Origin of the sequence: Nocardiopsis sp. SBT366, assembly GCF_001083815.1 — a bacterium.
Lineage (GTDB): Bacteria > Actinomycetota > Actinomycetes > Streptosporangiales > Streptosporangiaceae > Nocardiopsis > Nocardiopsis prasina.
This window is the reverse complement of sequence record NZ_LAVM01000070.1, coordinates 1-20,943: the sequence shown is the minus strand read 5'-3', so window position 1 is coordinate 20,943 and position 20,943 is coordinate 1. Positions and strand designations below refer to the sequence as shown.

Sequence of the window (20,943 nt, the reverse complement as noted above, 5' to 3'; positions counted from 1 at the left end):
TCAGGTCCGGGTCGGCCGAGCGCTCTGCGCGGGCTCGGCCGGGCCACCGGATCCCTCCGGTTCCTGGGCACTTCCCTCACCAGTGTCCCCGCTCCCGGCACCGTTCTCCTCGGCCTCACGGGCGTCGCGCAGCTCACGACGGATCAGGACGACCCAGCCCACCACGGCGACGACGCTGAACACCCACCACTGGAAGGCGTAGGAGGCGCTCATGCCGGTGTTCTCCTCGCGCAGGGCGATCCGCTCGGGCGCCTCCTCCGGCACGGGGTCCTGGGCGGTGAGCTCCACGTACCCGCCGTAGATCGGGTACGGCAGCTCCTCGGCCAGCCGGTCCATGTCCACGAACATGATCTGGCCCTCGGGCATACCGTCGCGCTCGCGCAGTCCGGTGTTCTCCTCGGTCTCCCCGAACTGGAGGCGCCCGGTCACCTGAACCTCGCCCTCGGGGACCGGGGGAGCGTCGGGGGTGTCCTGGGCGTTCTCGCCGCGCTCGATCCACCCCCGGTTGACCAGGACGGCCCTACCGTCCCCGGTGACCAGCGGGGTGAGCACGTGGAAGCCCACCCCCTGGGAGCCATCCCGGTTGCGGAGCAGGATCTCGTTCTCCTGGTCCCAGGTGCCGGTGGCCTCGACAGTGCGCCAGCGGTCCGAGGGCGCGACGTCCTCGCCCACGGAGGAGAGTTGGTCCACGGCCACGGGTTCGGCGGCGACGTTGTCCCGTTGGAGGTTGACCGCCGCGCTGCGCTGCTCGGCGCGGTCCAGCTGCCAGAACCCCAGCCAGACGAAGGCGGGCACCAGGACCACGACCAGCGCGTGGAAGGCCAGCATGCGTGAGGAGAACAGGACTTTGAGCACGTCTTCGAGGTTATGAGACGTTCCCGGCCGCCCCGCACCGACCCCATACACGCGGACGGGGCCGCCGGTCTCCCGGCGACCCCGTGGGTCGGGCGCGTCGCGTCCGCGCTCCTGGCCCGGTGCTCCGGGCGGGCCGACTACTCGTCGTCGGCGGTGGCGGCCCTGCGCTTGCGGGCGAAGTACAGGCCGGCGCCACCAGCGCCGATCGCGGCCACGGCGGCGGCCACCAGACCGCCCAGGGCGCCACCGGTCACCGCCAGCTCCTCACCGGCCTCCTGCGGGGGAGCGGGCTTCTCGTCGGTCTCCTCGTTCTTCTCCGGAACCTTGGGCTTCTCGGACTCCTCGGGGGTCTTCGGCTCCTCGGGCTTCTCGGACTCCTCCGGGGTCTTCGGCTCCTCGGGCTTCTCGGACTCCTCCGGGGTCTCCGGCTCCTCGGGCTTCTCCGAGATGGTCTCCACGCAGGAGGCCTCGGCGATGCCGAGCACGGACACCGCGTTGCCGCAGATGTCGACGGCCGCGTTGACCGGCACCAAGACCTGGTTGCCGCTGGCCACACCGCCGGCGCCGCTCGTGGCGGCGGAGGGAGCGCCCTCGTTGTCCGGGGAGGCGTGGATGATGTTGATGATCGTGGTGCACTGCGCGCTGGAGGCGCCCAGGACGGCGATGGAGTTGCCGCAGATCTCGATGGCGGTGTCCACCGGGACGGAGATCTGGTTTCCGCTGGCCACGCCACCCGAACCGTCGGTCGTCAGGGTGGAGGGAGCGTCCTCGGCCTCCTTCTCCAGGACCTCGACCACCTCCTTGCACTCGGCCTCGGAGATCCCGGCCACGGCCACGGAGTTGCCGCAGGCGTTCAGGGCGGCGTCCACCGGGACGACGATCTGGTTTCCGCTGGCCACGCCACCCGAACCGTCGGTGCTGGCGCCCTGCCCGCTGTTCTCGTAGAGGACCTCGGAGACCTTGGTGCACGTGGCCTTGGAGATGCCGAGGACGGCCAGGGAGTTACCGCACAGGTTGGCCTCGACGTCGACGGGGACGACGATCTGGTTTCCGCTGGCCACACCGCCGGAGCCGTCGGTCTGGACGTCGGCGAACGCGGCGCTGAAGGGCGCCAGGACCAGCCCCGCGGTCAGTGCGGTGGCGAAGGTGTAACGGAACGTGTTTCGCATGGTGCGGCTTGGACCCTTTCACGATGTGCTGCCAGGGATGCGCCGAGAGGCGCGAGCCGTGAGCCCGAGACCGGCGACCGTCGATGCGGTCGCCCCGGGTCACACGGCGAGCGGACCCGTCCACGAAGACGTCGGGACGGCGGGGTGGCCCGCTTGCTCAAGACATGGGTGTCGGCCCGGTTATCGCGGAGTTCTTTCCGACCCGGAACTGCCAACGGACCGAAACGTTAGCAGCCTGGGAGTCCGCGCAGGCCTATTCCGGAAATGTTGACGCGAATCATGAACACCCTACGCCCATGGAATATTACGTAGAGTCATTCTTCCTGTTCAGGTGGGTTCGTTTCAACTCACTGAGCGCCGAATTCGCGACAACTAAAGCCACTGGACACTCAGGGGCCCCGCCACCGGCGCTCAACAAATAGAAACTAACCGACTTCGTAGATTCGTTTCGGGCCAGCCACCCAGCGCCTCATACCCTGCGCACACAATTAAGCGGATCGCACTTTATGCCCGAATAGTCCCCCCTTTTCGCGACCCTCCCCGGGCCCACACGCACACACCGGCGCCGCCGAGTCCCGCCACCCGCCCACGGCGACGCGCCACGAACCACGGGAGACCCAAAAACGCTGGTCAGAGCGGCTTAACCTGGCCCGAGACGCCTCCCCACCACACACACCAACGGCACCGCACACCCAAGAGCAATCACCCTCCGGCATGAGGCAGGCACGAGGAGTAAGTCAGTCGGCGCGGGTCGGGACCCGCCGCGAGCACCGCCCACACACAGGGCCAACCGGAGCCAGCCGGGTCGCGTCCTACCGGAAGGACATGCACTCTGCGCTCCCTCACTGGAGCACGCATGAACCCAGAACACCCGCGCCCACGTTTGGGCAGGTCGATCGCGGCCGGGACCGCCACGCTCGCCCTCACCCTCGTCGCCTCCTGCTCCTCGGCGGGCGACCACGGCGAACTCGGCGTGGGGACCCTCGTCCCCGGCTCCGAGGGACCCGCGCAACCCCGGCCCTCCTCGGGGCCGGTTCCGGACCCGGCCCCGGAACCCAAGCCGGAGCCGGACCCGGAACCCCTCACCGTCGCCTTCGGCGGTGACGTGATGTTCGAGGGACTGCTCCGCTCCCGCCTGGACGATCCGGCCACCGCGCTGGACCCGATCTCCACACGCCTGTCCGCCGCCGACCTCGCCATGGTCAACCTGGAGACCGCCGTCACCGAGGGCGGCAACCCCGTACCGGGCAAGGACTTCGTCTTCCGCGCGCCCGCCAGCTCGTTGGAAGCCCTGGACGCGGCCGGTGTCGACGTGGCCACCGTCGCCAACAACCACGGCATGGACTACGGCGAGCAGGGCCTGCTCGACACCCTCGACAACGGGGACGCCTCCCCCGTCACTCTCGTGGGTGCGGGCCGGGACGCGGACGAGGCCTACACGCCGCACGTGGCCGAGGTCAACGGCCAGAGCATCGCCCTGTTCGGCGCCACCGACGTGATCGACGACCACCTCATCCCCGAGTGGACCGCGGGCGAGGGCAAACCCGGCCTGGCCTCCACCAAGGGCGAGATGCGCGCACGCATGGTCAGCGCGGTCTCCGAGGCCGCCGCCGAGCACGACAACGTCGTGGTCTTCCTCCACTGGGGGCTGGAGGGCGCGCACTGCCCGCTCCCGCACGCCCCGCAGCTGGCGGACGAACTGTCCGAGGCGGGCGCCGCCGCCGTGGTCGGCGGCCACGCGCACGTGCTCTCCCCCGGCGGCTACCAGCGCGGCGCCTACGTCCACTACGGCCTGAGCAACTTCGTGTTCTACAACTTCAGCGGCGCCACGGCCGAGACCGGGGTGCTGACCCTCACCTTCGACCAAGGCGACGTCACGGAGGCCGACTGGGCCCCCGCCCGGATCCAGGGCGGCGTCCCGGTTCCCCACGAGGGGGAGAGCGCGGACCGGGCCCACCGGTCCTGGGTGGACATGCGCGCCCAGTGCGAGCTGCCGCTGTCCGACTCCCCCGCCTGACCGGACCACGGACGCGCGGACCGGCCCCTCCCGGGAGGGCTGGGGACCGCCCCGGCTCCTCGGGTCAGCTCACGTGCACCACGGGCCGACGGTCGGCGTCCAACTCGTTCTCCCGCAGGATCTCCCGGGTGAAACCAGCGGTACCCCCCGCGCCCAACACCAGGAACCGGAAGAACGCGCGCACCGGTGAGACCTCGGACCAGGCGAAGTAACAGTGCGGGATGCTCCCCGTGGCGTCACGCACGCACAGCAGCACCGCCGCCAGCGCGTTGGGGACCGCGGGGCTGCTCACCCGCAGCACCCGGTGCCCGTGCACCCACGTCCCCCGCACGGTGAGGGTGCCCTCGAAGTCCGAGGGATGGTGGACGCGCACCTCGAGGAACAGCGGGGTGATCTTCAGTGACACCGGGTTGAGCCGGTGCTGCTCGGCCTCGGTCGCCGCGTACTCGTCCGCCTCCCCCGAGCGCGGCCGGTTCGCGAAGAGGAGGAGCTTGCCGTGCCGCGCCGCCTCCCGGACGAACCGCCGGGCGGTCGGGTCCAGGTCCACCGAGTGCGCACGCAGTTCGGTACTACGCAGGGCGCGCGAGACCAGCGACACGACGATGATCGCCACCACGAACAACAGCGCGATGGCCAGGCCGTCCGGGCGGCTCACGATGTTGTCCACCAGCGCGAACCCGAACACGACGGTCAGCACGGAGAACCCGACGGTCGCCGCCAGCGCCCGCCTGCGGTGCACGATGATGGTCACCGCCACCGCCGAGGTCACCAGCATCGCCAGGATGCCCGTGGCGTAGGCACCGGACTGCGCGTCCACGCTGGCTCCGAAGGCGATCGTGATCACCATCGTCACGGCCGTGTACACCAGCACCACGGGCCGGACGGCGGTCCCCCATGCCGGGGCCATCCCGAACCGGGGCAGGTAGCGCGGCACGATGTTGATCAGCCCGGCCATCGCCGAGGCCCCCGCGAACCAGAGGATGAGGATCGTCGAGACGTCGTAGACGGTGCCGAACCCCTCACCCAGCAGGTCGTGCGCAAGGTAGGCCATGACCCGGTCGGCCGCCGGACCCCCGACCTCCACGTCCGCACGGGAGACCAGCACCCCGCTGACGAAGGTGGTCGCCAGCAGATAGAAGCTCATGATGACGGCGGCGGTGGTGAGGAGCCTGCGGGTGGCCGCGATGCGGGCCCGCATCCGTTCCTCGTCGTCGGCGCCCTCCGAACTCACCAGCGGCATCATGCTCACACCGGTCTCGAACCCGGACAGCCCCAGGACCAGCAGCGGGAAGGCGAGCAGCACCACACCGGTGGTGGACCAGAGCCCGTCGCCGGTCAGGGACAGCTCCCACTGGGCCAGGGTCTGCGGGTGGGCGGCGATGTGCGCCAGGGCCGCCACCACGACCACCAGGTTCAACGCGAGGAACAGCACCACCAGGGGGATCGCCACCCGGACCGCTTCCTTGAACCCCGCGAGGAACACCGCGCCCAGCAGGGCGAGGAGCACCAGGGTGACCTGGACCGGATGGTCGGCCACCGCCTGCGGGGTGTACGGATTGGCCCCCAGGTGCGCGGTGGCGTCGGCGGTGGAGAGGGTGATGGTGACGATCCACGAGGTCGCCACGAAGCCGATGAGGCACAGGACCAGGAACTTGCCCCGCCACTCCGGCAGCAGGTGCGCCAGCATCGCCACCGACCCCTGCCCGTGCGGGCTGCGCTCGGCCACGCGGCGGTAGATGGGCAGCATGCCGAACAGGGTCAGCAGCACGATCAGCAGGGTGGCGACCGGCGACAGGGCCCCGGCCGTGAGGATGGCGATGCTGGGGAGGTAGCTCAGCGTGGAGAAGTAGTCCACGCCGGTCAGACACATGACCTTCCACCACGAGTGCTGCCGTTCGGCGCGCGGCCGGGACCCGGCACCGCCCACGTCGTCGACCTGGTGCGACGTCATCCACCGGCCGACCGCGGCCCGCCACCCCCCGCGCCGACGCCCCCGGCAGGGGACCTCCCAGTGGTACCCGTCCCGCGTGGCGTCCTGCTCCAACACGCCTCCCCCGACCGACACGTACGCGCACAAGTCTGCGGGGGGAGGCGGTCGAAAGGGGGCAGGTCACGGGCGTGTCGGTGCCTGCGCGGGGACGTCGGGCGGTTCAGGGGGCGCCGGTGCCCTCCATCCAGGGCGTGAGCCCGTCCAGCAGACGCCGCATGCCGGACGCGAACATGCCGTTGACGTCGGGCGGGCCGGAGACGCTCAGCATGGTGGGGAATCTGCCCTCGGCGGCGAACCGCTGGAACAACGGGAATCGGGAGCGCCACCAGTGCTCGGCGTCCATGTCGTGTTCGTGCTCCTCCAACGCCACCCGCGTGGCCTGGAGCGCCATACCGGAGGTGTAGGCGGACACGATGGTGAGGATCTCGAGGGCCTCGTCGGGGGTGCGGCCCTGGGCGACGATCACCCGCATCATCCACTCACCGTTCCTCAGGAGCGCCGGGGTGACGACCCCGCCCGCCATCACCGTCAGCCGGGCGGCCCAGGGGTGCCTGCGGTAGATCTCCCACTCACGCACCAGGGCGACCTCGAAGGCCTCCCGCCAGTCGGAGGGCGGGGGCTCGGCCAGGGCGTGGACCGTGAAGAGGTGGTCGACGATCTCGGTGAGCAGTTCGCCCTTGCTCGCGACGTGCCGGTACAGGGCCATGGTGCTCACCCCGAGTTCGACCGAGACCCGGCGCATGGACAGGCCCTCGAGGCCCTCGGCGTCGGCGACGGCGATCGCGGCCAGGACGATGCCCTCGCGGGTCAGACCCGACTCGGGGTGGGGGCCGCGTTCCACTCTCGGGGTGGATCGCGGACGCTCCCGTGGTTCCCGCGTGCCGCGCTCCCGCGCCACCCGTGGTCCGGCCGGGTGTTCGGGTTCGCGGTCGGCACGGGGCCCGGGTTCGCGATCGGACGACGGATCGGTCGCTGGTCCGTTCTCTGTCCCGGGCGCGGCCTCTCCCAGAGCGGGGGCGCGACTGACGACGGTCCCGACTCCCCGTAGGGCCTCCACCCGCCCCTCCCTGCGCAGGACCGAGAGCGCCTTGGTGGCGGTGGCCATGGCCACGCCCCACCGCCGGGTGATCTCCCGGGTGGAGGGAACCCGGCAACCCGGCGGGAGCTCCCCCGAGTCGATGTCGGCGCGGATGTCGGCGACGATCCGCTCGTAGGGCGAGAGCCCGTCCTCAGCGTCCATGCTGTCCTCTTTCAGAGCCACGTCACCATGCTCGACAGTGTACTAGTGCACTTGCCCCCCAGGGCACCGCAGCGCACACGGCACCTTCGGCCGACACCTCCGCACCGACCCCTGGTGCACTAGTGCATTCACGCATATGTTCCAGCAGAAAGCGGGTTTCCTCTGGGGGACTTTCGTGTTTATAGTGTACGCACAAGGTGCACTACCCGGCGGTTCACATGCGTCGGGCCCGAGCGCGTACAGCGTTCACCCGTGCGCCGCATCCACCACCACGGCCCCCGGAGACCACCATGACCCAGACGCCCGTGTCCACACACGGTGTGCCGGACACCGCCAACCGTCCCCTCGCACCGGACCGCCGCTCACTCGCCCCCGACCTCGCACGCGGGATCATGCTCCTGGTCATCGCGCTCGCCCACACGCACCTGTTCACCGTGTTCATCGGCGGCACCGAGACCACCCCGAGCGTCCTGGACCGGATCGCCACCGCGGGCACGGTGATGTTCGTGGACCTGCGCGCCTACCCGATGTTCGCGGCGCTGTTCGGCTACGGTCTCGCGCAGATCCACCGCCGCCGCACCGAACAGGGACGCGAGTGGCGCTGGACCCGGGCCCTCCTGCGCCGACGAGGCTTCTGGCTCGTCGTGCTCGGCCTCGCCCACGGCGTGCTGCTCTTCCCCGGAGACATCCTGGCCGTCTACGGCGCCGTGTCCCTGCTCCTGGTCGGTGTGCTGCGGTTCCGCGACCGCACCCTGGTGATCATGGCCCTGGCCTGGCTGCCCCTGGCCGCGACCGCCCACGCCCTGGTCGCCGCCGAGGGGGCCGTGTCCGGCCTGGGCTTCCCCCTGATGCCCGACGGCCTCGTGAACGAGTTCCTCTTCCGGGTGACCATCTACCCGGTCCTCATCGTGATGATGTTCCTGAGCACCGTCGTGCCCTTCCTCATCGGCGTGCTCGCCGCCCGGCACCGTGTCCTGGAGAAGCCGCAGGAGCACCTTCGCCTGCTGCGCACGACCGCGCTGGTCGGCGTCCCCGTCGCGGTGCTGGGTGCGGTCCCCTTCGCCCTGACGAAGGCGGGTGTGTGGACCGACCCCACCGCGCTGGACATGCTGTTCGTCGCGCCCCTGCACCAGGTGACGGGATACCTGGGAGGCATGGGCTACGCCGCGCTCATCGCCCTGGTGGCCGTCCGCACGAACCACTCCCGGGGGCGGGTGACCGTCGCGCTGTCCGCCCTCGGCCAGCGCTCCATGACCTTCTACCTGGCGCAGTCCGTGGTGTGGGCGGTGCTCTTCTCCTCCTACACGCTCCACGTGCAGCTCACGTCCCCGGCCATCGGCGTCGGCGTGGCCGTGGCCGTGTGGGCGACCACCGTGGTCCTCGCCGACCTCATGCGTCGCCGTGGTCAGCGGGGCCCGGCCGAGACGGTGCTGCGACACCTTACCTACGGGCCCGCCCGCTGAACCCGTGTCCGGGGCCCGGGGTTCCCGGGTCCCCGGCCCCGGGCACTCAGGCCGCTCCGTGCCGTTCGGCGACGGCGTCGATCTCCGCCAGCAACGCGTGCCTGCGGGCCGCGCCCAGGTAGGAGGCGTGGACGCCGTTGCGGGCCAGGCGCACCAGCCCCTGGGCGCCCACCAGGTCGTGCGCGATCCCGTACTCCCCGCTCAGGTCGCTGCCGAACAGGGTGGGGTCGTCGCTGTTGAGGGTGACCAGCAGACCCGCGTCGAGCATGGCGGGCAGCGGGTGCTCCTCGATTCGCTCCACCACGCGCGTGCGGATGTTGGAGGTCGGGCTCACGTCCACCGGGATCTGCGCGTCCACCAGCCGCTCCACCAGCGCCGGGTCCTTCATCGAGTCGATGCCGTGCCCGATCCGCTCGGCGCCCAGCAGGTCCAGGGCCTCCCGGACCCGCTCCGGCCCGGCCTGCTCACCGGCGTGCGGGAGGCTGGCCAGCCCGGCCGCGCGGGCCCGGGCGAACACCTCGGCGTACGGAGCGAGCGGGGACTCCACCCCGCCGACCCCGAACCCCACCACGCTGGGCGGCCCCTCCCTGAGCACCGCGTCCAGGGTGCGTTCGGCCGACTCCACCCCGAAGTCCGCCGGGAAGTCGGGAATCCACCGCAGCTGGATGCCGTGCTCGCGCTCGGCCCGCACACGCGCGTGCTCGATCCCGTCGAAGACCACCTTCGCCGGGACACCGCGCATGAGGTGGGCGTACAGGCTCACGTGCACCTCCGCGTAGCGCACGTTCTGCGCGGCCAGCCGCTCGGCGGCCACCGACGCCAGCAGGGCGAAGTCGGCCTCGTCCAGCAGGGTGCGCACCGAGGCGAGGTAGACCTCGACGAAGTGCGGGAAGTCGGTGAAGACGTACCACTCCCGCAGCTCATCCAGCGTGCCGGGGAGGTCCGCCACCCGGTGCCTGGTGGCCAGCTCGAAGAGGGTCTCGGCGGGCATCGAGCCCTCCAGGTGGACGTGCAGCTCGACCTTGGGCAGGTCACGGACGAGCGGACGAAGGTCTGACGTGGGGTTCTGGTCCATGGCGCCAACCTAGGAGCACGGCCCGCCCGGCCGCCACCGGGGACGGGCAACCTGACGAAAGTTGGGGAACTCCGCTCTCGAACGCTGACCAAAGAGCATGGTTGCACCCCCTCCTACCCGCGTAGGTTCTGGAACCTCACCTCACAGTCCGCAAAGGAGCAGACGATGACCGCGCCCGACGCCGCACTGCCCCGACCCACCGGCACCCAGGTCCTCGGTGCCCGTGTCCGCGTCCACGCCCGGAACCGTCCGGTCGGCTTCGCACTCGGCGGCGGACTCGTCGCGGGGGCGATGGTCGCGCTCCTGGCCCTGGTCTCCGCCGCTCCGGCACTGACCGACCCGACCGGCGCACCCGGCTGGCTGCTGGCCGGGGTCACGGTCGCCATGCTCGTGGCCGCCCTGGTGGTCGCCGGCCTCCTCGCCCTCTACGCCCGGAGTCTTCCGAAGGTGGCCGAGACCGACCCGGTCCGCTACGCCACCGCCCGGCTCCAGGCGGAGAGCGGCGGACTCGGCCCGGACCACGGGACCAACCGCCTGGCCCACCAGATGTCCACCCACACGGGGTACGGGAGCGACCCCCGTCACCACCTCGTCCCGTTGGTGGTGTTCCTGACCCTCGTGACGGTCCGGCCCCTCGCGGAGATCATCGGACCGGGCTTCGAGCCCCGGACGCTGGTCCAGCTCACACCCGCCATCGTGCTGGTGCTGCTGGTGGTCCCCGTCTACCGCCGCGCCATGGCGCGGCACGACCGGGTCGCGGCCTTCCGCCGCACCTACGAGGCGACCCACTCCTGAGCCCCGGGACGGCGGGAGCTCACTCCGACGGCAACCCGCCGTTCACCCTCCGGGGAACGGACAACGGATTGCCGTCCCGCAGCTCCGGCGGCAGCAGCGGCTGTGGAACGGACTGGTAGGTGACCGGCCGAAGGAACCGGCGGATCGCGGTGCTGCCCACCGAGGTATGCGCGGGCGCGGTCGTGGCCGGGTAGGGGCCGCCGTGGGTCATGGCGTGGGTGACCGCCACCCCGGTCGGCCAGCCGTTCCAGATCACCCGCCCCGCGACGGAGGCGCCCAGGGCCAGGAGCGCCGGGGCCACGGCGTCGTCCTCCTCCCCGTGGACGGTGACGGTGAGCTGACCGTGCAGGGCTCCGCCCACCTCCAGGAGACGGCGTTCGTCGGGATAGGTGACCACGAGGGTGGCGGGCCCGAAGCACTCGGTCAGCAGGTCCTCGGTGTGCTCCAGCAGGGAGTCCAGCTCCGTGCGCAGCAGGGTGGGAGACCACCCCTCGGCGCCCTCACGTCCCCGGACCAGCACCTCCGTGGCCGGGTGCGCGGAGAGGGCGTCCACTCCGCGGGCGAAGCCCTCGGCCACCCGGTCGTTGAGCAGCGGCGCGGCGGCGCGGCCCTCGAAGTCGGCGACCAGCGAGTCCAGCTTGGCGCCCTCGGGGACGAACACCACTCCGGGCTTGGTGCAGAACTGGCCCGAGCCCATCGTGGCCGAACCCGCGTAGCCGTCCAGGATCTCCTCCCCACGGGCGGCCATCGCCGCGCGGGTCACGAAGACCGGGTTGACGCTGCCGAGCTCCCCGTAGAACGGGATGGGTTCCGGACGCGAGACGGCGAGGTCGTACAGGGCTCGTCCACCGGGGATGGAACCGGTGAAGCCCACCGCCCGCGTGAGCGGGTGGGTGACCGCGCGCCTGCCCGCCTCGAAGCCGTTCACCAGGGCGAAGACCCCCTCCGGAACCCCGGCGTCGACCAGGGCGGCCACGACCAGCTCCGTGGTGAGTCGGGCCAGCTCCGGGTGCCCGGGGTGGGCCTGGAACACCACCGGGCAGCCGGCGGCCAGCGCGGAGGCGGTGTCGCCCCCCGCGGTGGAGAAGGCGAACGGGAAGTTGCTGGCGCCGAAGACCACCACCGGGCCGAGCGGAACCAGCAGGCGCCGCACGTCCGGACGGGGCGTACCCCAGTCCGGGTCCGCCGGGTCGAGCATCGCCTCCAGGTACTCGCCCTCCTCCAGGACGTCCGCGAACAGGCGGAGCTGGAAGGTGGTCCGGCCCAGCTCACCCCGGCAGCGCGCCTCGGGGTAGTGGGCCTCGGCCATCGCGACGGGGACCAGGGTGTCGGCCGCGGCGTCCAGAGCGTCGGCCACCCCCCGCAGCGCGCGGGCGCGTTCGGTGGCGGGCAGGGCGGCGTAGAGCGGTGCGGCGGCGGCCGCGCGCTCCAGTACGGAGTCGAGTTCCTCGGGTGTGGTGTCGGGGGCTGCGGTGGTCATGGCCAGAACCTCCTGGAGGGATGCGTGCGCGGCGTCGGGCACGGGCCCCACGATGCCACGACCGCCCGCGCGGGGCACGGCCCTGACATTCACGACGCGACATCGCGACTACCCAAAGCGACAGAGGGCGACACAACAGACCAATGGGGCAACTTCGATTCCGACCCCTGACACCCGCCCCCACCTGGCACAACGTCGACCACACGGCCGCTGGCCGCCCCTGGACGAGGTTCCTCCGCACGAAACTGGAATTTCCCCGGAACCAGGTGATTCCGGAAAGGCATCATAGGCTTCGTGACGACTAATTCCCGAAGCTCAACGCCCCCGCGCGCACGGCGGGCTCCCGGTGCGAACAACGGGGCCGCGACGCGTGAGGGCCGTGGGCCCGCCAGCGTCGCCAACGACGAACTCGCCTTCGCGCAGGCGCCCCTGCGCAGGCTCCCCGCCCAACAACGCAGCATGGTCCGGGTCCAGCGCATGCTCGACTGCTGCGCCGACCTCCTCGACGAGGTCGGCTACGACAACCTCTCCACCACCCGGATCGCCGAACGCGCCGGGGTGGCCATCGGCTCCGTCTACCAGTTCTTCCCGGACAAGAAGGCCATCACCCAGGCCCTCGGACTCCGCTTCCTCGACCAGTTCGGCGCCCGCGTCACCGAGCGGCTGGCCGACGCCTCGTTCACCCACTGGACCATCGCCGTCGACGCCATCGTCGACGAGTACATCGACATGCACCGCCACGTGCCGGGCTTTCGCAGCCTGCACTTCGGCGACATCGTCGACCCGCGTCTGCTCAACGGCGGCAGCGACAACAACCGCGTGATCTCCGTGCGACTGCGCAGGATCATCGTCTCCGTCACCGGCATCCCCGACGACGCCGACCTCGACCGCGCCATCCACGTGGCGGTCGAGGCCGCCGACGCCGTCCTCAAGCTCGCCTTCCGCGACAACCCCGAAGGCGACCCCGCCCTGGTCCACGAGGCCAAGCGCCTCGTCAGCAGCTACCTGTCCCAATTCTCCGAACCCGACGGAGGCGACCGTTCTTGGTAGCCGACTCGACAGCTCACACCACGACCGCACCCGTCACCGGCACCGTCGCGGGTGTCCCCTTCCTCGCGCTGCCCCCGGCCAGTGCCACCGAGGCCCCGGCACCGCTCGTCATCGGCCTCCACGCCTTCGAGCCGCCGCGCAGCCAGGCCGCCCTGGCCGGAGCCGTCCCCATGGCGTCCCTCCCGGCATGGCGGGTCCACCTCGGCCTCCCCCAGTTCGGCGCCCGCCTGCCCGAGGGCGGGGTCGCCGAGATCAACCGGCGCGGCGAGCACGACTACCTCCTCGAACTCTTCGGTCCCGTCGTCGAGGAGGCCGCTGCGGAGCTGCCCCGCGTCGCCGACGAGCTGAGAGCGGTCTTCCCCGTCGCGGACACCCCCGTGGGTCTGGTCGGCGTGGGCGCCGGAGCCACCGCCGCCGTCCTGGCGCTGTCCGGGAACCGGCTCCCGGTGGGCGCGGCCGCGGTCATCAACCCCGTCGTGGACCCCGCGCAGCCGGTCCACGCCCGCGAACGCCGCACGGGCGTCCCCTACCAGTGGAGCCCCCAGGCCCAGCGGGCCCGCGACTGGCTGGACCTGACCGCCCGCGCCGAGGCCCTCTCCCGCACCGGAGTCCCCGTCCTCATCGTCAACGGGGGGCTGGACGAGGTCTGCCCTCCCGATCACGGCCGAGCCCTCCACGACGCGCTCGCCCGCTCAGGCACGGCCCGCACCTCCGAACATGCGCTCCGTCACATCGTGGTCCCCGACCTCGCGCACGCGATCGGTCCGGAGCCCGGCCTCGAACCGGGCCCGCTCACCCCCGCCGGAGTCCTCACCGACCGCGCGCTCACCGAGTGGTTCCACCTGCACCTGACCGCTTCCAGGCAGGTCCAGGCACCCACGCGCCCCTGAACGCCAGCGCTCCGGGCCACCGCCGCGCCCGTGCGGCCACGCGGACGGACGACGTTCACCCACACCACCCCGCGGCCTTCCCCCGCGTCCGCCTCCCGGACGCCACCGCGACAGTCAGTACACGTTCCATGGGATCATCCAGTGGCGACCGCGTCCGCGGTCCCACCTGATCCGTTTCGACTCATCCATCAGGAGGGCGAACCACGTGACGGAACCGGCACCGGTCATTGCCAGCGGGGTCGACAACGAGCGGTTGAACGCGCAACTGCGCTTCATCCTCGAAGTGGACAAACTCAAGCGCGTCCTGCGGCAGAACCTGCTGGTGGACGGCTCCCGGCGGGAGAACTCCGCCGAGCACTCCTGGCACCTGGCCCTGTCCGCCCGAACCTTCGCCGAGTACGCTCCCGAGGGCACCGACATCGACCGCGCCGCCGAGATGCTCCTCATCCACGACATCGTGGAGATCGACGCCGGCGACACCTTCCTCTTCGACCAGGTCAACACCGAGACGCAGGACGAGCGCGAACGCGCCGCCGCCGACCGCCTCTTCCCCCTGCTCCCCGAGGACCAGGCCACCCGCGCCCGCGAGCTGTGGGACGAGTTCGAGGCCCGCCTCACCCCGGAGGCGCGGTTCGCCCGCGCCGTGGACCGGCTGGCCCCCATGCTCGCCAACTGGCACAACGAGGGCGGGGCCTGGGTGCGCTTCGGCGTGACCAAGGCCCAGGTCCTGGAGAAGGTGAAGCTGGTCTCCGAGGGCTCCGAGGCCCTGGGCGCCTACGCCACCGCCCTGATCGACGACGCCGACCGGCGCGGCTACTTCCGGGGCTGACCGAACCCTCCCGAGCCGACCGCCCAACTCCGGTTCCGAAGGGTCAGACCCGGCCCAGGAGCAGCTGGAGCGCGGCGGTCAGGCCGACGACCACCAGGACCATCCTCAGCGCGGTCGGGCTGAGCCTTCGGCCGTAGTTGGCCCCGAAGTAGCCGCCGACGATCGTCCCGACCGCGATGAGGCCCACCACGGGCCAGGCGGGCGACGCGAGCACGATGTAGAAGACCGCCGCCGTGCTGTTGGCGATGGTGGCGAGAGCGTTCTTCAGGGCGTTGAGACGCTGGAGGTCGTCGTCCAGGGTCGCGCCGAGCAGGCTGACCAGGATGATCCCCTGCGCCGCCGCGAAGTACCCGCCGTAGGTACCGGCCCCGTAGGCGCCCAGCGGCATGAGGACGCCGCCGTTCTTGGAGGCGGGCCTGCGGGCCCGGACCCACTTGGTGATACGCGGCTGGAGGATGATCAGCACGCACGCGCCGCCGATCATGAACGGCACCACGGACTCGAACACGCCCGAGGGCAGGTAGATGAGCAGCAGCGCGCCGGTGATCGCCCCGAAGAAGGACATGGTGCCGAACCGGATCAGCCGGGACTTCTGTCCGGCCAGTTCGCGCCGGTAGGCGATGGTGCCGCTGAGCGTTCCGGGGGCCAGGCCGATGCTGTTGGAGACCGTCGCGGTGATCGGCGGATAGCCGAGCGCGAGCAGCACCGGGAAGGTGAAGAGCGTGCCCGAACCGGCGATGGCGTTGATCCCGCCGGCGGCGACACCGGCGAGCAGGATGGCCAGTGCCTCCCAGAGTTCCATCGCGGCGTCCCCCGATCCGTCGCTCCCCGTCCGTCGAGGGCCAGAACAGACTACGAGACCGGGTCCGGCGCCCCTCGGACCGGGGCCTGACCAGCGAGGTGACCGGGAACACACGAGGGGCCCCGCCGTTCGTTCGTCGGCGGGGCCCCTCGTGTCCGGACGGGTCCGGGTCGCTCCGGTCAGTTCGGGAGCTTCACGACCTCGTTCTGGATGCGGTCGAAGGCGGTGCTGACGCCCTGGAGCGCCTTGCCCATCTCCGCCGGGACCACCCACACCTTGTTGGCGTCGCCCTTGGCGATCTCCGGGAGCTTCTGGAGGTACTGGTAGGCGAGGACGTCCGGGTCGACCCGGCTCGTGTGCAGCGCCTTGAACACCATGTGGATGGCGTCGGCCTCACCCCGGGCCCGCAGGGTCTGCGCGTCCGCGTCGGCCTTGGCCGTGAGCATCTGCGCCTCCGCGCTACCCTGCGCCCGCAGCACGGACGAGGAGCGCTCACCCTCGGCCCGCAGGACGGCGGCCTGCTTCTCGCCCTCGGCGCTGAGCAGCTGGGCGCGCTTCTCGCGGTCCGCGCGCATCTGCATCTCCATCGCCTCCTGCACGGAGGACGGCGGCTCGATGCCCTTCAGCTCGATACGGCTGATCTCGATGCCCCAGTCGCGCGTGGCCTCGTCCAGGACGGACTTCAGCTCGCGGTTGATCTGGTCCCGGGAGGTGAGCGTGCCCTCCAGGTTCATGCCACCGATCACGTTGCGCAGGGTCGCGAGCGTGAGCTGCTCGACGGCCTGGATGAAGTTGGCGACCTCGTAGGTGGCGCGGTAGGCGTCGACAACCCGGATGTAGACCGCCGAGTCGACCTCGACCGCCAGGTTGTCCTCGGTGATGGCGGACTGCGGCGGGAAACTGACCACCTGGACACGGCGGTCGATCCGTTCACGGACCTGGTCCACACCGGGAATCACGATGTTGAAGCCGGAACTGAGCGTTCGGTGGAACTTACCGAAGCGCTCGACGACATCCTCCATCGAGTGCGGCACGATACGCACACTTCGCCAGAAGATGATCACAAGTACGGCGACGAAGAGAACGACGATGATGATCGGGGCCATGGGCTAACCCACCCTCCCGACGTCGAACCGGGTAACGGTGTTCAACAGCGGCATCTGCGGCAGCTCCGGATCTCCTGACGGGGGTGACAGGCAGCGTGCGAGCGGACCGCACCCTCGCGGCTCGCCCCGGGGGATGATCAAAGCGCGCCGAAATAGAGCGATCCGCTCACTGAACGTTGACGCTACCCCATACCCCTCCGGGCCGACCACATCCGGACGGAAATAGGTTTTACGGACAATACATTTCGCGCATATAAACGCCCCCTATTTACTAGACGGCCTTCGCCGTCCAACGGTCTCCGTCACGCTCCACCTTCAACGTGAGACCGAACGTCTCACCCAGGTTCTCCGCGGTCATGACCTCGTCCAACGGACCGGCCTCCACGACCCGTCCGTCACGGACCAGCAGTCCGTGCGTGAAGCTCGGCGGGATCTCCTCCACGTGGTGGGAGACCACCACCAGCGCGGGCGCCATCTCGTTGGCCGCCAGCTTGCTCAGCCGACGCACCAGGTCCTCACGGCCCCCCAGGTCCAGACCGGCCGCGGGCTCGTCCAGGAGCAGCAGCTCCGGGTCGGACATCAGCGCACGGGCGATCAGCACCCGCTTTCGCTCACCCTCGGACAGCGTGTGGAACTCCCGGTCCGCGAGATCGGCCACGCCCCAGTGGCCCAGCAGGGCACGCGCCCGCCCGTAGTCGGGCGTCCCGTACTCCTCACGGAACCTGCCCAGGTAGCCGTAGGCGGCGCTGACGACCAGGTCCAGGACCGGGGTCCCCGGCTCGATCCGGCCGGACACGGACGCACCCGCGTAACCGATCAGCGGCCGCAGCTCGAACACGTCCACCGCGCCGAGCCGCTCCCCCAGGATCTCCACCCCGCCCTCAGTGGGGTGCAGCTGGCTGGAGGCCACGTTCAACAGGGTGGTCTTGCCCGCCCCGTTCGGGCCGAGCACCACCCAGCGCTCACCCTCCAGCACCGACCAGTCGACGCCGTCGAGAAGCGGCTCGCCGCCCCGTCGTACCGTGACCCCGCTCAGGCCCAGAACACGCCCGTCCATCATCCTCCTATCGTCACGTCCCACGCCGGTGCACGGGCCGCCCTACCCTGAAGTAATGCATCTGACGTCCGCACCGCTCGTCGCCTGGGGCAACGCCTGGCTGTCCGGACACGTCGGCCTGGACGACGCCGTCGACGCCGTCGAGCGCCGGAGCGGCCCCAACCTGATCGGGACAGTACCTCCAGGCGACCTGCCGTTCGACAGCGGCGTACCGCTGCGGACCGCACTGATACGCCTGAGAGGACTGGGCCTGTCCGGGTTCCGGTTGGCGCTGCCCACCTGGGGTGACCCGTTCGGGCTGGTGGGCCCGGCCGAACTCAACCAGGCCGCCATCGAGGCACAGGAGGGGGTGCTGATGCGGCTCGCCGAACGGCAGGTGGGGCTGGTGCCCTCCGCCGACCGGCGTGGTTCATCCTACGTGGGCGTCTCGTGGGCCCCGTATCCGGCGAACGACACCGTTCCCCAGGTACCGGACCTGCCCGAGGCCGAGCGGCAGCTGAAACTCACCCTGCTCCGCGTGGTCCAGCAGATGGAGTCCGTGGACGACGTGGCGGGCTTCGCCCCCACGGCGCAGGGGGCCCTGGGCGACTCGGGCCCTCCGCTGCTCGCCCACGGCTACCCCGCGCGGGCGCACCGGGTCGCGGCGCAGGCCGTGCGGCTCGCGAAGATCGTGGAACTGGCCGAACCCGGGTCGGGACGCGGTCTCAACGCCCACCAGGCCGACACACGGGCGCAGGCGCTGCGCGAGCTGGACGCCGCGGTCCGCCGCGCCCTGGTGGCCGCCCACGCGGCCCTCGACCACGGGTATGGCTCGTCCCCGTCGTAGATGGGACCCTGGGAGGAGTGTCGGGATTTCTCGGGGTGAAGCCAGGGGATTCACCTGATCCACGGCGGGACCGATCAGACCGATACTGGAGGGAGAGGCCGTTCGTGGCCGACCCACTGAGGAGGAGAGCCGCCATCATGCAACCCGAGCACATCCGAGCCTCGGACGCGGACCGGGACCAGGTTGCCGAACGGCTCCGTGAAGCCCTCGCCGAGGGACGACTCAGCCCGGTCGAGCACGAGGAGCGGCTGGACACCCTGTACAGGGCCAAGACCATCGGGGAGCTGTCCCCGATCATCTCCGACCTGCCCGGCCCCGGAGGGCTCTCCCAGCCCGGCTTCACCTCCCTGGACCGCAGCGACCCCGACAGCGGCATGGAGATCCTCGGCAGCGAGGCCCGTGACCTGGCCGGACAGAGCAAGGGCTCGGAGAACCTGGTGGCGGTCTTCGGTGGCTGCGAGCGCCGAGGACGGTGGCTGGTGGAGCCCCGAACCAACGTGTCAGTGCTGTGCGGCGGGGTGGAACTGGACCTTCGCGAGGCGGTGCTGAGCCAGCACGAGGTCACCATCCAGATCGCCGTCATCATGGGCGGGGTGGACATCACAGTGCCCCACGGGGTCCGGGTGATCAACAACACGTCGGCGATTCTGGGCGGCACCGACCTCCACGGAACGGACCAGGTCACGGACCCGAACGCGCCGGTCGTGCGTCTGACCGGCACGTGCATGCTGGGCGGGGTGGACGTGAAGGCCAAGAAGGTCAAGAAGAAGCGCAAGGGTCGCCGCGAGAAGTAGGCGCCAAGGTGTCCACATAGTGAACTAGCTGCGAAAACCCCGGACCCTGCCCGTCACTTCCGCCCCACGGCCGAGTACCGTGGGTGTTGCCATGAGTGATGAATCCACGTTGTTGGTCACGATGACCGGGCGCGATCGCCCTGGCATCAGCGCACGCCTTCTGAGCACCCTCTCCGTCTTTCCCGTCACCATCGTCGACCTCGAGCAGGTCGTCCTGGGCGGTCGACTGGTCCTGGGCTCGGTTCTGGAGGTCGACGAACGGGTCGCCCCCGGGGTCAGCGGACAGCGGGTCTTCGAGGAGATCCGCTCCGCCCTGGACAAGACAGCGATCGACCTCGACATGGAGGTCGAGTACGGCGGTGGGAGCGGCCGGGTGAACGAGTTCGCCTCGGAGCGGCTCCACGTCACCGTCCTCGCCGCACCCCTGCGACCCGGAGCCCTGGGCGCGATCACCTCGTGCGTGGCCCGGTCCGGCGCCAACATCGACCGGATCGAGCGGCTCTCCGGCTACCCGGTCACCTCCGTGGAGATGGAGATCTCCGGAGGCGACCCGGACCAGCTCCGAGCGGAGCTGGCGATGGAGTCCGCCACCCAGGGTGTGGACGTCGCCGTGCAGTCCAGCGGGCTGCACCGCCGCGGCAAGCACCTCATCGTCATGGACGTCGACTCGACCCTGATCCAGGGCGAGGTCATCGAACTCCTCGCGGCCCACGCCGGCTGTGAGGAGGAGGTGGCCCGGGTGACGGAGGAGGCCATGCGCGGGGAGCTGGACTTCGAGGAGTCGCTCCGTCGCCGCGTGTCCCTCCTGAAGGGCCTGGACGCCTCCGCCATCGACCGGGTCCGGGACGAGATCCAGCTGACCCCGGGCGCCCGCACCCTGGTCCGCACCCTGAAGCGACTGGGTTACGAGTGCGGCATCGTGAGCGGTGGCTTCACCCAGATCACCGACGTCCTGGTGGAGCGGCTCGGCCTGGACTACTCGGCCGCCAACACACTGGAAATCGTCGACGGCGAGCTCACCGGTGAACTGCTCGGCCCCATCATCGACCGCAAGGGCAAGGCGACCACACTGCAACGCTTCGCCGAGGAGGCCGGGGTCCCGCTTGAGCAGACCGTGGCCGTGGGCGACGGCGCCAACGACCTGGACATGCTCCAGACCGCGGGACTGGGCGTGGCCTTCAACGCCAAGCCGGTGGTCCGCCAGCAGGCGGACACGTCGGTGAACGTCCCCTACCTGGACACGATCGCCTTCATCCTGGGCATCACCCGCGAGGAGATCGAGGCCGCCGACCTCCACGGCTGAGGAGCGACCACCAACGCCCACACCCCCGGAGCCCTTGGCCCCGGGGGTTCTCTCATGCCCCAACCCAAAAAACACGATTCACAAACGCACAAACAACCCCAACAAAAAAGAAGGGAAAGAACCCGCCCCAAAGGACAAGCCCTTCCCCTCCCCTATCAAGAAAAACCGTGGCAGCGACCTACTCTCCCACCCCACAACAGGG

Annotated in this window: 18 protein-coding genes; 9 read left to right on the top strand and 9 right to left on the bottom strand. The window is 70.7% G+C overall.

Going from position 1 to position 20,943, the window contains the following annotated elements:
- A complete protein-coding gene (locus ADX84_RS19405; RefSeq protein WP_049577178.1) occupies positions 1-855 on the bottom strand; it encodes an SURF1 family protein in 855 nt (284 codons plus the stop codon).
- Between the two features lie 137 nt (positions 856-992).
- A complete protein-coding gene (locus tag ADX84_RS19400) occupies positions 993-2,024 on the bottom strand; it encodes a chaplin (RefSeq protein WP_049577174.1) in 1,032 nt (343 codons plus the stop codon).
- Positions 2,025-2,880: 856 nt separating this feature from the next.
- Between ADX84_RS19400 and ADX84_RS19395 the strand changes: the two genes are divergently transcribed.
- Complete coding sequence (locus ADX84_RS19395) at positions 2,881-4,041, top strand: CapA family protein (protein ID WP_049577171.1); 1,161 nt, start codon at positions 2,881-2,883, stop codon at positions 4,039-4,041.
- A gap of 64 nt (positions 4,042-4,105) precedes the next feature.
- Here ADX84_RS19395 and ADX84_RS19390 read toward each other — a convergent pair whose 3' ends face one another.
- Both ADX84_RS19390 and ADX84_RS19385 read right to left on the bottom strand, forming a co-directional pair.
- Positions 4,106-6,088: an amino acid transporter gene (locus ADX84_RS19390; RefSeq protein ID WP_234004073.1), complete on the bottom strand. Its 1,983-nt coding sequence runs from the start codon at positions 6,086-6,088 to the stop codon at positions 4,106-4,108.
- 103 nt (positions 6,089-6,191) lie between these two features.
- Complete coding sequence (locus ADX84_RS19385; protein WP_049577164.1) at positions 6,192-7,271, bottom strand: GntR family transcriptional regulator; 1,080 nt, start codon at positions 7,269-7,271, stop codon at positions 6,192-6,194.
- A gap of 290 nt (positions 7,272-7,561) precedes the next feature.
- On the opposite strand from ADX84_RS19385, the gene ADX84_RS19380 reads away from it, so the two are divergent.
- Positions 7,562-8,734: a DUF418 domain-containing protein gene (locus tag ADX84_RS19380; protein ID WP_156208136.1), complete on the top strand. Its 1,173-nt coding sequence runs from the start codon at positions 7,562-7,564 to the stop codon at positions 8,732-8,734.
- Positions 8,735-8,780: 46 nt separating this feature from the next.
- Here ADX84_RS19380 and add read toward each other — a convergent pair whose 3' ends face one another.
- Positions 8,781-9,809, bottom strand: a complete 1,029-nt coding sequence (gene add / locus ADX84_RS19375) for an adenosine deaminase (RefSeq protein ID WP_049577157.1) — start codon at positions 9,807-9,809, stop codon at positions 8,781-8,783.
- A 165-nt stretch (positions 9,810-9,974) separates the two neighbouring features.
- Here add and ADX84_RS19370 point away from each other — a divergent pair, with 165 nt between their 5' ends.
- Positions 9,975-10,604 carry a hypothetical protein gene (locus ADX84_RS19370; RefSeq protein ID WP_049577154.1) on the top strand — a complete coding sequence of 210 codons (630 nt, stop codon included), beginning with the start codon at positions 9,975-9,977 and terminating at the stop codon, positions 10,602-10,604.
- Between the two features lie 19 nt (positions 10,605-10,623).
- Here the strand turns inward: ADX84_RS19370 and ADX84_RS19365 are convergent, their stop codons facing one another.
- The gene (locus ADX84_RS19365; protein ID WP_049577149.1) at positions 10,624-12,084 is read right to left on the bottom strand and encodes an aldehyde dehydrogenase (NADP(+)); all 1,461 of its coding nucleotides are present in this window, start codon (positions 12,082-12,084) and stop codon (positions 10,624-10,626) included.
- Positions 12,085-12,543: 459 nt separating this feature from the next.
- Here ADX84_RS19365 and ADX84_RS19360 point away from each other — a divergent pair, with 459 nt between their 5' ends.
- The 3 genes from ADX84_RS19360 (at position 12,544) to ADX84_RS19350 (ending at position 14,853) form a co-directional block, all read left to right on the top strand.
- Positions 12,544-13,134 (top strand): TetR/AcrR family transcriptional regulator, encoded by a 591-nt coding sequence (locus ADX84_RS19360; protein WP_049577146.1) that lies wholly within the window; start codon positions 12,544-12,546, stop codon positions 13,132-13,134.
- Complete coding sequence (locus ADX84_RS19355) at positions 13,128-14,024, top strand: S9 family peptidase (protein WP_049577143.1); 897 nt, start codon at positions 13,128-13,130, stop codon at positions 14,022-14,024. The genes ADX84_RS19360 and ADX84_RS19355 overlap by 7 nt, the downstream gene beginning before the upstream one ends.
- Positions 14,025-14,229: 205 nt before the next feature.
- Entirely contained in the window at positions 14,230-14,853 is a 624-nt protein-coding gene (locus ADX84_RS19350; protein ID WP_049577139.1) for an HD family hydrolase, read from the top strand.
- A 43-nt stretch (positions 14,854-14,896) separates the two neighbouring features.
- On the opposite strand, the gene ADX84_RS19345 is transcribed toward ADX84_RS19350, so the two are convergent.
- The 3 genes from ADX84_RS19345 to ADX84_RS19335 all read right to left on the bottom strand — a co-directional run bounded on the left by ADX84_RS19345 (position 14,897) and on the right by ADX84_RS19335 (position 17,818).
- Positions 14,897-15,655, bottom strand: coding sequence for a sulfite exporter TauE/SafE family protein (locus tag ADX84_RS19345; RefSeq protein WP_049577134.1), 759 nt, complete (start codon positions 15,653-15,655; stop codon positions 14,897-14,899).
- Positions 15,656-15,834: 179 nt separating this feature from the next.
- On the bottom strand, positions 15,835-16,761 hold the full coding sequence (locus ADX84_RS19340; protein ID WP_049577130.1) for an SPFH domain-containing protein: 927 nt from the start codon (positions 16,759-16,761) through the stop codon (positions 15,835-15,837).
- A 271-nt stretch (positions 16,762-17,032) separates the two neighbouring features.
- The gene (locus ADX84_RS19335; protein ID WP_049577126.1) at positions 17,033-17,818 is read right to left on the bottom strand and encodes an ABC transporter ATP-binding protein; all 786 of its coding nucleotides are present in this window, start codon (positions 17,816-17,818) and stop codon (positions 17,033-17,035) included.
- Positions 17,819-17,873: 55 nt separating this feature from the next.
- On the opposite strand from ADX84_RS19335, the gene ADX84_RS19330 reads away from it, so the two are divergent.
- The 3 genes from ADX84_RS19330 to serB all read left to right on the top strand — a co-directional run bounded on the left by ADX84_RS19330 (position 17,874) and on the right by serB (position 20,741).
- Positions 17,874-18,644, top strand: coding sequence for a hypothetical protein (locus ADX84_RS19330; protein WP_049577122.1), 771 nt, complete (start codon positions 17,874-17,876; stop codon positions 18,642-18,644).
- Positions 18,645-18,781: 137 nt separating this feature from the next.
- A complete protein-coding gene (locus ADX84_RS19325; protein WP_049577119.1) occupies positions 18,782-19,438 on the top strand; it encodes a DUF1707 domain-containing protein in 657 nt (218 codons plus the stop codon).
- A 91-nt stretch (positions 19,439-19,529) separates the two neighbouring features.
- Positions 19,530-20,741 carry a phosphoserine phosphatase SerB gene (gene serB / locus ADX84_RS19320; RefSeq protein WP_049577116.1) on the top strand — a complete coding sequence of 404 codons (1,212 nt, stop codon included), beginning with the start codon at positions 19,530-19,532 and terminating at the stop codon, positions 20,739-20,741.
- Positions 20,742-20,943: the final 202 nt, after the last annotated feature.